Consider the following 11,741-nt stretch of genomic DNA (forward strand, 5'->3'; position numbering starts at 1 on the left):
AAAGCAATTCATTTTAAGCATATTTCGGTTTAAACACTTTCCCGTCGTAACACCTGTAACGGCGGGTTTTTTATGACACTTCGGCTATTTGCCAAACCAATAATTAAAACCAGTACTGTGATTCCCGGGAATAAAACTCCAAACGGAATCCAGGATGGAATAAAAGTGGTTTCAAAAGCCAACCAGGCTAATAATAAACTGCTGATTAGCGATAACAAGATCCCGCTTAAACTACCTAAAACGCCTAAATAAATATATTCTAAGGCTGCAATTTTAAGTATTTGGTTACTTTTTGCACCAATAGTTCTTAGCAGCACACTTTCTTTAATTCGCTGATATTTACTGGTTCTTACCGCACCTAGCAACACAATAATTCCCGTGAGAATACTAAAGAATGCCATAAAATTAATAATCCAACTTATTTTATTCAGTAAGCCTTCTATAACTCCAAGAACCTGTCGTAAATCCAAAATCGATACATTTGGATACTTTTTTACTAATATTTGCTGAATTTCGGCAGATTTTTTAGCGTCGGGAACCTGCGTGGTCATTACATGAAATTGTGGTGCTTGCTCTAAAACGCCATTTGGGAAAACGATAGAAAAATTGGTTTGCATACGTCCCCAATCAACTAATCGAGTACTGGCAATTTTAGTTTTCATTAATACGCCTTGCACATTAAAAGTCACAAGGTCGCCAACTTCAACCTGCGCATCTTCTGCGAAATTAGTACTTACTGAAATCGGAATAGCTTCAGTAGTTGCAGTGTTTTTTACATCAGGAATCCATTCGCCACCTTCAATACTTTCCGAAGCAATTAAAGAATCGCGATAAGTCACTCTAAATTCATGACTTAAAATCCAACGATTAATGGTTGAAGTGGAATCTTCCCGAATTTCATTTACCGATTTTCCGTTTAAATTCTGTACGCGCATCGTCACAATCGGAATCGCTTCTAAAACCGGCAAATCTTGATTTTTAATAGTTTCAGCAATATCCTTTGTCTGATTGCTTTGTACATCCAGCAATATCATATTGGCGCTTGTATTGGTATTATCCAAAGTAGCTTGTGCTAAAAGAAGGTCTTTAGTAAAATATAAGGTGCTAATAAGAAAAGTGCCAATCCCAATTGCTAAAATTAAAATCAGGGTTTGGTTTTGAGGCCGGAACAAATTTCGCAAGGATTGCCGTGAAACAAAACTCCAGGAATCTGGGAAAAACTTCCGAATTGCATTAATAAATAGTTGTGCAATACCGGCTAAAATGGCAAAAGTCACCAGAACTCCACCAATAAATGAGAGCGAATATTTCCAATCCTTAAGCAGCCAGAAAGAGAATAAAAACAAGAATAACACGATTAGCATTGAAATTCCAATAAGCGCTTTTCTTGATTTTGAATTCGAATTTTCTTGTACACGTAAAACCTGAAGTGGGGAGACATATAACGTGCCAACTAGCGGATATAATGCGAATAAAACCGACATTAAAATACCCAAAACAATTCCGGCTAAAATTACTCGTAGCGAAATAGATAAAGCGATTTCTATCGGTAATAAACCTTCCAGAATATAAGGGAATGCATATTGTAAGATCACACCGAGAATACTCCCTATAATTCCGCTTAAAAGTCCGATAAAAGCAACCTGAATCAAATAAATTAAAAAGCTTTGTTTTCGGGAAGCACCCAAACATTTTAAAACCGCTACCGAAGTTAGTTTTTCTTTAATATAAATATTTATTGCACTGGCAATACCCACGCAACCTAAAAGCAGGGCGATAAACGCCACTAGATTTAGAAACTTACCAAAATTTTTGTAACGTTTTCCTAAGCGTTCGCTTGTGGATAAATGCGTATCTAGATCGGCCTCCTCTTTATCTAATTGCGGTCCTATTTTTTCTTCTAAAACTGTAAGATTAGTGATTTTATCGGCTTTAAAATAATACTCGTAATCAATTCTACTTCCCGTTTGTATGAGTCCACTTTTCTCAATATACTCAAACGGAATAATCACAGGAGGAGCAATCGCACCAAAAAGCGAAGAACTGCCGGGAGCTTCTTTAAGTTCGCCTAAAATAGGCAGCGTAATTTCCCCAATTTTAATACTATCGCCAACAGATAAATTTAACTGCAGCATTACCGTAGCATCGACTAAAGCAGCATTTTGATCTTGATACTTTTCAGCAGCAGATTGTGGTTGGGTTTCCAGTTTTCCATAAAAGGGATAATTACCTTGAATCCCGCGAACGCTAACGAATTTTGTGCCGGTGTTATTTGGAAAAGCTGCCATCGAAGCAAAGCTTATTTCTTGAGCATCAATTCCCAGAGAGTCCATGATTTCAGTTACCCGTTCGTTTGGCGGATGATTCATATCTATAGTGAAATCGGCACCCATTAAAGCTTTAGATTGCAGCGCAATATTATCCTGTAGGTTTTCGCCAAAAGATTGTATAGAAACTACCGCTGCGATTCCCAAAACGATAGAAGCCATAAACAAAAATAGTTTGCGTTTACTAGCTTTGCCATCTCTCCAGGCCATTTTTAATAACCACGAAAATCCCGGTTTTTGGGTTGAAAAATTCTGCATTAAATTCCGGTTTTTTGATCAGAAACTATTTTTCCTCCCTTAATTTCTAAAATATGCTGTGTCATTTTAGCCAGTTCCATATCGTGGGTAACAATCACTAAAGTGGTTCCCAATTCGGCATTTAATTCAAACAGAAGTTTAATCACTTTTTCTCCGGTTTCGGCATCCAGATTTCCGGTAGGTTCATCTGCAAAAAGAATTTCGGGATCGTTAGAAAAGGCTCTGGCTAAAGCCACCCGCTGTTGCTCGCCACCAGAAAGTTGAGAAGGATAATGATGCATTCTATGATCTAAACCTACTTTTTTTAGAAAGCTTTTCGCTTTTTCAGTAGCTTTTTTATTCCCTTGTAATTCTAGTGGAACCGCCACATTTTCTAGCGCAGTAAGTGTAGGTAATAACTGAAAATTCTGAAAAACAAAGCCTACTTTTTGGTTTCTAAGCAAAGCTAATTCATCTTCAGAAAGGCTGCTTAATTTTGTTCCGCATAATTCAATATCACCATTATCAATTCGGTCTAAACCGGCGCAAAGGCCCAGTAAAGTTGTTTTCCCACTTCCGGAAGGACCCACAATGGCGAAACTTTCTTTAGCTTCAACTTCAAAATTAATATCGTATAAAATTTGCAGTTTTTTACTTCCGCTATCGTAGCTTTTCTCTAGATGAGTAACGTTTAATATCTTTGCCATTAGATGTTGTGGGGCTTTTTGCTTTCAGCATACAAATTAAGAAATGATTTTAAGACCTTTTGAAATTTATCACTTAAACTTGTTTAAATTTCTTTTTTGAAAAAATTGAACATGAAAATAACCAATCTTAGCATCCTGATATTAGCCGCTTTTAGCCTTATTTTTCTCAATTCTTGTAAGAATAGTGAAAGTGATTCGGCTTCGTCTTCGGAAGAAATTTCTACGGAAGCAAAAACTTCGGAAGGAAATAAATCTGAAGAAGCTCCTATAATTTTGTTTTTTGGAACAAGTCTTACTGCTGGTTTAGGCTTAGATACGGCTGAAGCTTATCCTGCATTAATTCAGCAAAAAATAGATTCGTTAGATTTGAATTATGACGTGGTAAACGCCGGATTAAGTGGCGAAACTACAGCCAGCGGATTAAATCGATTAGATTGGGTATTTAAGCAAAATGTATCCATAATGGTTTTAGAACTTGGAGCTAATGATGGTTTGCGCGGTGTCTCGTTAGAGGAAACCCGTACTAATCTTAAAAAAATTATTGAAGAGGCTAAAGCAAAAAATCCTGAGGTGAAAATTATTTTAGCCGGAATGCAAATTCCACCCAATATGGGCGAAGAATATACATCGACATTTAAAGAAATATACCCAGATTTAGCCCAAAAATACGATTTAGAATTGATTCCTTTTTTATTAGAAGGCGTAGCCGGAGATCCAGATTTGAATCAGCAAGACGGAATCCATCCTACTGCGGAAGGACAACATATTCTAGCGAATACTGTTTGGGAAGTGTTGAAGGACGATGTTCAATAAACAGTAAACAATTAGCAATTACCGATATAAAGTTGTTGTTTATAGCTGAGGTCTTTGTTATAGCAGTCAATATGGAGAGTATTGCAAATGTCTAACATTTAGTCAATTCAATATTCAGCATTAAAAACTCAACATTTTAATCCAGTATTCCTAACTTCTTAGAAGCTATTTTTCTAACATCTAACATCTAACATCTAACATCTAACATCTAACATCTAACAGCGAAGCGGTCTAATTTCTAACTTCTGAAAACGCAGCGATCTATAAAATCAAAGTCTTCTCACCCAAATATTCCTAAATTGTACTTTTGTTCCGTGATCTTGTAGCGCGATAACATCTTCGCCATGAGCTTCAGGGTAATTATGTAAACCAATATAATAAGTTAGCCCCTGGATGGTAGTGTTATTCTGTACCACAACGCCATTATGGAGTACCGTAATTCTTGCTTTTTGATCTAATTTTCCGTTTCTAAAACGTGGTGCCGTGTAAATCACATCATATACATTCCATTGATCTGGCGAACGCATAGCGTTTACTAATGGTGGAGTATCTTTATAAATACTAGCTGCTTGTCCGTTACTATATGATCTGTTATTGTAGGAATCCAAAATTTGCAACTCATATCTATTCTGAAGAAATAAACCGCTATTTCCGCGACCTTGTCCTGAGTTTTCGACCTTATCTGGCGCACTCCATTCAATATGGATCTGTAAATCACCAAATTTCATTTTTGTTTGAATACCTCCGGTTCCGGGAACAACTTCAAAATAGCCGTCTTTAATTGCCCATGGTACTGTTTTAGTCGAATCGTTTTGGCTAACCCATTGATCTAGATGATCACCTTCAAAAAGAATAATAGCATCAGAAGGTGCATCGCCGGGTTTTTTACCCGGAGTAATTTTTTCAACTTGTGGCTCCCAAATTTCTGTCATCTCCGGCTTCATTGGCATTGGAGATTCTTCGGGTGGAGTAGTAGGCGCTTCGACTTGTGCCAAACAGGAATAATTAATACAGCATATTCCTAAAAATAAATAGATAAGCCTCAAGATCTTCATCATTAAAAAGTTTTAATTACAATGGTGATGTAATATAAAAAATATGCTTCATTTATAGAATTAAATAGCCTTAAGACTTGAAAGCCTTATAAAAGCAATCTGAATTCAGCTATAAGTTTTCGCTTTGAGCCATTTCAGCATAAAATAAAAGTGTCCTCTTCCTCAAAAAATAGTCGATATTAATAATTTGAAACTTTAACATGCCGAGCAATATCATTTGATCTTTGCATTCTTATTTAAGCTAATTTCGCTCTATAAATGAAATTAGAAGAAAAAGTAAGGGCAGTCGAAAGTTTATTCGAAACCCTTTCAGAAGAGCTTAATACTTTTCAAGCTCAGGCTGGTTTTAGCTGCGGTGCCGGATGCGGTAAATGCTGTGAAAAACCGGGTATCCAGGCATCCCCTTTAGAATTTTTACCATGGGCCTTACAGTGCTTCCTCGACGGCAAAACTGAAGACACATTAGAGGCGCTAAGTAATACATCGGTAGAAATTTGCCACAATTATAAAATGCTGAGTTTAGAGAATAGTACAGGCCGTTGTACTGCATACGCGCACCGCGGACTTGTTTGTAGATTATTTGGTTATGCGGCACAGAGAGCTAAAAACAATAAACTTCAGCTTATAAGCTGCAAGCTATTGAAACAATCTGAAAATTTTAGCACAGCTGCTGTATCCATAAATAACGGACTATCGGTTCCTGTTTTTAGTGATTATTATTTACGTCTGGCACAAATTGATTTTGGAATGGGTAGAAAAATTCTTCCTATAAATAAAGCATTGAAAATAGCTTTAGAAGAAGTTTTGCAATATTATTCTTATCGACCGGTTCCAAAAAACTGGAAACGAGTAGCCTAGCTAAAATTGCGATTTCTAATCTATAACTTGTGGATATCTATTGGAGAGATTGCTTCGGTATAATGCGGGAAATTTTATTTTTGCGCTCCTAAAATTTAAAATATGAGCGTTATTTGGTACGAGTGTAAGGTGAAATACAGAAAAACACATGATACAGGAGAGCAAAAAGTAGTTTCTGAAGTTTACTTATTGGATGCAGTTTCTTTCACTGAAGCCGAATCGAGAATCACCGAAGAAATGCAAAAGCTTACTAGTGAAGATTTCAAGATTATGAATATTAAAGTAGCCAACTTTGCTGAAGTGCACCCTTTCGATAATTCAGATCGTTGGTTTAAGTCTAAAGTTTCGTTGATAGCCCTTGATGAAGAAAGTGGGAAAGAGAAAAAGTCGAATATCTATCTTTTAGTTCAGGCAAATGATGTAAAGGAGGCTTTTGAGAATACGACCAAAGCTATGGAAGAAACCATGGGCGATTATAGCATCCCAGCAATTACAGAATCACCAATCTTAGATGTTTTTCCATATTTTACTGGTGAAGAAGAACAACTAGAGAAGTTTAATATGATGGATAGCGTCGAAACGTTAAAAGAAGAATCACAGGAGGTGGAGTAAGTCCTTTGTTGCGAAAATGAAAATTTGACCTTTCAGTTTATTGCTGAAAGGTTTTTTTTTATTCAAATATTATAGGCAATTGGAGAAAACGAATACCGGCGATATATAAAAGTAAATCGAAATTAAATAGTAAATTGATTAACAAATAGAGTTTTTTTGATCAATTTATAAAATATTAGTTCAGATTTTATGTTTTATAAGTAATTTTGAAGCCCATAATTTTATAAGATGAGTACTATTGAGAAAATAACTTTAATTGTTGCTATAATAGATGTACTTGCAGTCATTATCTTCTATATTGTTTTGATGAGATCTCGAAATAAGAAAAATTGAAGATCATTTTTATATAAAACAAAAAACCTTGAAAATCTATTTCAAGGTTTTTTTCATTTAAGCAGTCACCAGCTTGATTATAGCAATTGATGACTAATCAACTTTTGAAAAATAAAAACAAAAACATCCAAATTCAAAAACGATACATTTAGTAAAAGTTCCGGAAGCGGTACTTATGCGTCATTAACCGCTCCCGGTTCTAATCTAACCAATGTAACCTCAACTATAACAATCTTTCTAATTTATATTCTTTTAGTTTTTCTAGAGCAATGCAATCATTTTTTTCAATGCTTATTAATTTACCCAAGTCTTTAGCTTTTTCTTTAAGCGTATAAAGAGTAAAAGCTGCTGTTACATCGATTTCTGTAACCTGATTAATATCTATTTTTAAATGATCTACAGCTTCTTCTATTCCAGATATCAGTTCATTTTCAATTTTTTTTATAGTGTAGGCATTTAAAATACCTGAAATTTTGATGGCTTTTATTTCATTAATAACATTCATAAATGAAACCTTAATTTTTGTTGAAGTTACGTCTGAAATCAATTTCGTGAAGAGAAAATTATTCGAATGAGTCGTTTTTCAAGATAAGAGGTCACCATTTTAATTTAAGCGGTTATAAAACATCAATCAAATTGAGAACATTTTTTCTGAAGCGACGACTAATGGGAATTATCTTTTTATTTATAAGCACACTATTATCTGCTATATCTTCAATTTTATCGCTGTTAATAATGAAAGAGCGGTGCGTTTGCACAAAATTTTCTGACGGCAATTTTTCGAAGACTTTTTTTAAGCTTGTATATGTTAGAATCTTTTGCTTTTCTAAATGAATACATACATAGTTTCCATTGGCCTCCAAAAAGGTAATTTCTGAAGGAACTACTTTTATTAGTCGTTTTTCACTTTGAACATAAAATGATCCCTTACTATTGCTTGGTACTTTTGAGGCTGTTCTATTTTTACCAATGGCTTTTTGCACAGCCTTGTTAAATCTTTCTCTTTCTATAGGTTTTAATAAATAATCGAGAACAGGATCAAATTCAAAAGCCTTGATCGCAAATTCCTTCGCTGAAGACATTAATATTACCTGAGAGGAATGCTGCATTATAGATAGCAACTCAAAACCATCTATATCGGGAAGCATGATATCGAGAAATATGAGATCAATATTTTTCGCTTCGTTTATAAACTTTAAAGCGGTAAGGGCGCTATTAAATGTTCCTGCTAATTGTAATTCTTTATGCTCTAAAACAAGCATTTTGCAAATTAAAACTTGTGATTCTTCATCGTCTACAATAACACATCTCATTATCTATAGAATATTTTGGGGTGATAAATTCTTTATTTGACATGGAATATTTAAACAATATAAAGAAAAAGATTAATTTATTTAATGATATCTATATTTTGGAACTTAAATCTAAGAGTTCTCATCCTTTTGCCTCATAATTATTTTAACCACTTTTTAAGTAAAGCTTGTGTTTTTAGAAAGATTTTTTTTAAAAGTGATGCAGTAGATTTGAAATCGAAACTTATCAAATCTAACCACCATGAATTCAACCTTAAATAGGGGAAGCATTCCTTTTAATGAAGCCCTCAATAAAATCAACCAAAAACATCAAATTAAAACAAACGAGCAACTTTCTTTAATGCAATTGCAAAATGCTCAGATAAAACGTCTGGCATTTACTACAGATGGCGGATTTTGCGATAGCGGAAATTTCTATAAAGAGCTAGGAGAAGGTTTAGGAACCATTAAAATTAGTTATCAGGATATTGAAACTTCAAAAGAGAAGGTACTAATTTTAAACAAAATGGAGTCTAAGGAAGAAGAAATTCCACTTGACTTCAAAATAAATGCATTATACCAAAAAATAGAAGACGCATTTTGTTTTTATTCTCAGGCGCTAGATGAATCTAAAAAATTGTACTTCAAGAATATTTTTAAAAACTTATGTTTTCACAAACAAGCTTATGTAACCGGACTAAAAGCTCAGTATAAATTGGCGAATTATAGAAGAAAACAAAACGGACTTAAGTGTGCGGAATTACAAGCTAAAGGAAAGAGCTACATAATCAAACGTGGATTAGAACTTCAAACTGAATTAGCTTCACTTTACGAGGATGTTATACCAAATATTAAAGATAGTCAGGATCGCCATACTTTAGAAAGCCATCTTAAATATGTAATTGCCGATAAGAGAATATTTTCTCAATTACAGAATGATCGTTTTATGATTTAGTATGTTTGGAGCTGAATTAAGTGTATTTTATCGTACAAATAAACGAATTTAGAATTTTATTTGAAAGAAAATTCTTACAAGAATAATTAACTAATATTTTTGAAATACATTCTTTCTCTTTTTGCTTGGACAAATAATCGAGTAATTAAGCCATTTTTAAAGGTTTTCCAGAGTATTCCCATTTTTATAAAATTTTAAAAATCAACTTCGCGCGAGGTTGATTTTTTATTTTAGATCTACGCAGATTCTTTATATACTTATACTGCCAATCTATTTTAATTTCGACCAACTTTTTTCGTTTTATAAAAACGCAGCGTGCTTAGTTCTTATAAAACTTTAATTACTTGTTTATGAAACCAAAAATTAAAATTTTTAAGGAAAAAGCTTTAGAGGTTGCGAATCGCAAAAAGGAAGCAACAGAAAATCTTAATACTGAAATAATGAGTTCGGTAGATCGACAGCAGCAGCTGGAGGCAGCGATCGCAGAAACAACTGCCATTCTTAATAATATTTATTCTAAAACGATTCAAAACTGTTTTTCAGATACAGAAAAGCAACTTATAAAAGCAGCAGAGAACGAGGCTATTTTTATAATTTACGATGCTTATCGTAATTAGTTTATAAGATTGATTAGTTAAGTTTGGTGCATTTGTAGAAGACTGAAAGTGCTTTTAAATATGTTTTATTTTTATAAATAAATTTCTCTTTCCGATAAAAATGTTCAAATCATAGAGGAATTGATAAAAATCAATGACTCTAAAGACTTGATTGTTAATTTTATGTAATCTGTTAAAATTTCTTTTCTATCTTCTTGTAGTTAAGATGAAGTTTCTCTAGCTTTGGCGCTTCAAATGAAATTACTATTTAAGTACATATCATTTTTTGCACTTCTTCTTAACGGATATGGTTCACTTCATGCCAATTCGCTAAGTGGAGATAGTAATTCTTTTTCCGAAGAAATTTCTTTTTCATGTGATCAGGATTCAAGTTTTGATTATATAGGTGATAGCGATGCTTTGATTCATCACAGGTCAAATTCGTTTCCAGAGAGAAAATTTTCAGAAAGTGAAGAAATAGAAATAGAAGAAGCACAGAATGATTCAGATGCTGATTCTTCAAAGAAATATTTAGAGAGTAGCGATTACCTGGCTACTCTTTTTTATACGGTACTTTCTGCCTATCACGACTTCAATCGCTCTGATAGTAAACCTTATTTTTCAAATCAATTTCATCAATTATCTTACCCATCTCTTTGCGTAAGATATTGTGTTTTTAGAATATGATTTTTAAATCCGAATTTAATTATAATTCGGAATCTTTCATTTTAAGCCTAATCCATAAGTATTAATTCCTATTCAGGTTTCTTATAGGCTTTCATAAGGTTTACCCTAATTTTTATCACTTTAATTTTTAAAATTATGATGAGTAGAAGTCTCATGATTATTAGCCTGTGCGCCATGTTTTTAAGCATAGGTTGTGAATCGCACAAAGAAAAGAAAGAAGAAAAATCAAAGTTTCTTGTTACCAGCCCCATTCGTAAAGATACCTTGATTGTAAATCAGTACGTGGCGCAAATTCAATCTATTCGAAATATCGAAATGCGTGCCCAGGAAAGAGGTTATCTGGAGAAAATTTATGTAGATGAAGGTCAGCTTGTAAAAAAAGGGCAATTAATGTTTAAAATTATGCCTAAACTTTACAATGCTGAATTGCAGAAAGCTAAAGCTGAAGCACATTTTGCGCAAATAGAATACCAAAATACGAAGCAATTAGCCGATAGTAATGTCGTTGCTCCTAACGAGTTAGCAATGGCAAAAGCGAAGTATGAAAAAGCCCAGGCAGAACAATCCTTAGCTCAGGTTCATCTCGACTTTACAGAAATTAGAGCTCCTTTTGATGGAATCGTAGATCGACTTCATTTAAAATTAGGAAGTTTGGTGGACGAAGGCGAACTACTTACCAGTTTATCTGATAATAGCGACATGTGGGTATATTACAATGTTCCTGAAGCTGAATATTTAGATTATAAACAAGCCATACACGAAGATGATAGTGTGAATGTTGAGCTGTTAATGGCAAACAACCAGATTTATAATCACGATGGTTTTGTAGAAACTATAGAAGGTGAATTTAATAACGAAACTGGTAATATTGCCTTTAGAGCAAACTTCCCAAACCCTGAAGGACTGCTAAGACATGGGGAAACGGGTAGTGTACTTACTAAAGTACCTTTTAAAAATTCCTTACTTATTCCTCAAAAAGCAACTTTCGAAGTACTTAGTAAACATTATGTATACGTAGTTAACGAAGATCATAAAATCGAACCTCGAGAAATTTCTCTAGCAGGTGAGCTTCCTCATATTTATGCGGTTAATAATGGTGTGACTGTAGATGATAAAATTCTTTTGGAAGGTCTTCGAAAAGTAAGAGATGGAGACGAAATCGAATATGATTTTGAAGATCCTCAAGAAGTTATCGATCATTTACAATTGTATGCCGAGTAAGATACTGCATTAAAATTATCCAAAATCAATGAAAGCTTAAGCTTTTTT

General features: G+C 33.9%; 12 protein-coding genes. 7 read left to right on the forward strand and 5 right to left on the reverse strand.

Annotated features, from left to right (window positions below; translation table 11 throughout):
* Positions 1-29: 29 nt before the first annotated feature.
* The gene (locus tag QWY91_RS02345; RefSeq protein ID WP_290231327.1) at positions 30-2,585 is read right to left on the reverse strand and encodes an ABC transporter permease; all 2,556 of its coding nucleotides are present in this window, start codon (positions 2,583-2,585) and stop codon (positions 30-32) included.
* The gene (locus QWY91_RS02350) at positions 2,585-3,271 is read right to left on the reverse strand and encodes an ABC transporter ATP-binding protein (protein WP_290231329.1); all 687 of its coding nucleotides are present in this window, start codon (positions 3,269-3,271) and stop codon (positions 2,585-2,587) included. Before QWY91_RS02350 ends, QWY91_RS02345 begins: the two co-directional genes overlap by 1 nt.
* 111 nt (positions 3,272-3,382) lie before the next feature.
* On the opposite strand from QWY91_RS02350, the gene QWY91_RS02355 reads away from it, so the two are divergent.
* Complete coding sequence (locus QWY91_RS02355) at positions 3,383-4,084, forward strand: arylesterase (protein WP_290231331.1); 702 nt, start codon at positions 3,383-3,385, stop codon at positions 4,082-4,084.
* Between the two features lie 269 nt (positions 4,085-4,353).
* Here QWY91_RS02355 and QWY91_RS02360 read toward each other — a convergent pair whose 3' ends face one another.
* The gene (locus QWY91_RS02360; protein WP_290231333.1) at positions 4,354-5,142 is read right to left on the reverse strand and encodes a 3-keto-disaccharide hydrolase; all 789 of its coding nucleotides are present in this window, start codon (positions 5,140-5,142) and stop codon (positions 4,354-4,356) included.
* Between the two features lie 255 nt (positions 5,143-5,397).
* On the opposite strand from QWY91_RS02360, the gene QWY91_RS02365 reads away from it, so the two are divergent.
* Positions 5,398-5,997 carry a YkgJ family cysteine cluster protein gene (locus tag QWY91_RS02365; protein ID WP_290231335.1) on the forward strand — a complete coding sequence of 200 codons (600 nt, stop codon included), beginning with the start codon at positions 5,398-5,400 and terminating at the stop codon, positions 5,995-5,997.
* Between the two features lie 102 nt (positions 5,998-6,099).
* Positions 6,100-6,609, forward strand: a complete 510-nt coding sequence (locus QWY91_RS02370; protein ID WP_290231337.1) for a DUF4494 domain-containing protein — start codon at positions 6,100-6,102, stop codon at positions 6,607-6,609.
* 556 nt (positions 6,610-7,165) lie between these two features.
* Here the strand turns inward: QWY91_RS02370 and QWY91_RS02375 are convergent.
* Together QWY91_RS02375 and QWY91_RS02380 are read right to left on the reverse strand one after the other, a co-directional pair.
* Positions 7,166-7,447: an STAS domain-containing protein gene (locus QWY91_RS02375; RefSeq protein ID WP_290231339.1), complete on the reverse strand. Its 282-nt coding sequence runs from the start codon at positions 7,445-7,447 to the stop codon at positions 7,166-7,168.
* Between the two features lie 112 nt (positions 7,448-7,559).
* A complete protein-coding gene (locus tag QWY91_RS02380; protein WP_290231341.1) occupies positions 7,560-8,255 on the reverse strand; it encodes a LytR/AlgR family response regulator transcription factor in 696 nt (231 codons plus the stop codon).
* 241 nt (positions 8,256-8,496) lie between these two features.
* Here QWY91_RS02380 and QWY91_RS02385 point away from each other — a divergent pair, with 241 nt between their 5' ends.
* The 4 genes from QWY91_RS02385 to QWY91_RS02400 all read left to right on the forward strand — a co-directional run bounded on the left by QWY91_RS02385 (position 8,497) and on the right by QWY91_RS02400 (position 11,693).
* Positions 8,497-9,189, forward strand: a complete 693-nt coding sequence (locus QWY91_RS02385) for a hypothetical protein (protein ID WP_290231343.1) — start codon at positions 8,497-8,499, stop codon at positions 9,187-9,189.
* 350 nt (positions 9,190-9,539) lie between these two features.
* Positions 9,540-9,806: a hypothetical protein gene (locus QWY91_RS02390; protein ID WP_290231345.1), complete on the forward strand. Its 267-nt coding sequence runs from the start codon at positions 9,540-9,542 to the stop codon at positions 9,804-9,806.
* Between the two features lie 234 nt (positions 9,807-10,040).
* Positions 10,041-10,472, forward strand: a complete 432-nt coding sequence (locus QWY91_RS02395; RefSeq protein WP_290231347.1) for a hypothetical protein — start codon at positions 10,041-10,043, stop codon at positions 10,470-10,472.
* 138 nt (positions 10,473-10,610) lie between these two features.
* Positions 10,611-11,693 (forward strand): efflux RND transporter periplasmic adaptor subunit, encoded by a 1,083-nt coding sequence (locus QWY91_RS02400; RefSeq protein ID WP_290237050.1) that lies wholly within the window; start codon positions 10,611-10,613, stop codon positions 11,691-11,693.
* Positions 11,694-11,741 lie beyond the last annotated feature (48 nt).

This window comes from Zunongwangia endophytica (genome assembly GCF_030409505.1).
GTDB lineage: Bacteria > Bacteroidota > Bacteroidia > Flavobacteriales > Flavobacteriaceae > Zunongwangia > Zunongwangia endophytica.

Excerpts from the sequence above, each read along its gene's own strand:
- QWY91_RS02385 (WP_290231343.1), top strand. The coding sequence starts at position 8,497 with ATGAATTCAACCTTAAATAGGGGAAGCATTCCTTTTAATGAAGCCCTC.
- QWY91_RS02350 (WP_290231329.1), bottom strand. The coding sequence starts at position 3,271 with ATGGCAAAGATATTAAACGTTACTCATCTAGAGAAAAGCTACGATAGC.
- QWY91_RS02360 (WP_290231333.1), bottom strand. The coding sequence starts at position 5,142 with ATGATGAAGATCTTGAGGCTTATCTATTTATTTTTAGGAATATGCTGT.
- QWY91_RS02375 (WP_290231339.1), bottom strand. The coding sequence starts at position 7,447 with ATGAATGTTATTAATGAAATAAAAGCCATCAAAATTTCAGGTATTTTA.
- QWY91_RS02395 (WP_290231347.1), top strand. The coding sequence starts at position 10,041 with ATGAAATTACTATTTAAGTACATATCATTTTTTGCACTTCTTCTTAAC.
- QWY91_RS02380 (WP_290231341.1), bottom strand. The coding sequence starts at position 8,255 with ATGAGATGTGTTATTGTAGACGATGAAGAATCACAAGTTTTAATTTGC.
- QWY91_RS02370 (WP_290231337.1), top strand. The coding sequence starts at position 6,100 with ATGAGCGTTATTTGGTACGAGTGTAAGGTGAAATACAGAAAAACACAT.
- QWY91_RS02345 (WP_290231327.1), bottom strand. The coding sequence starts at position 2,585 with ATGCAGAATTTTTCAACCCAAAAACCGGGATTTTCGTGGTTATTAAAA.
- QWY91_RS02390 (WP_290231345.1), top strand. The coding sequence starts at position 9,540 with ATGAAACCAAAAATTAAAATTTTTAAGGAAAAAGCTTTAGAGGTTGCG.
- QWY91_RS02400 (WP_290237050.1), top strand. The coding sequence starts at position 10,611 with ATGAGTAGAAGTCTCATGATTATTAGCCTGTGCGCCATGTTTTTAAGC.
- QWY91_RS02355 (WP_290231331.1), top strand. The coding sequence starts at position 3,383 with ATGAAAATAACCAATCTTAGCATCCTGATATTAGCCGCTTTTAGCCTT.
- QWY91_RS02365 (WP_290231335.1), top strand. The coding sequence starts at position 5,398 with ATGAAATTAGAAGAAAAAGTAAGGGCAGTCGAAAGTTTATTCGAAACC.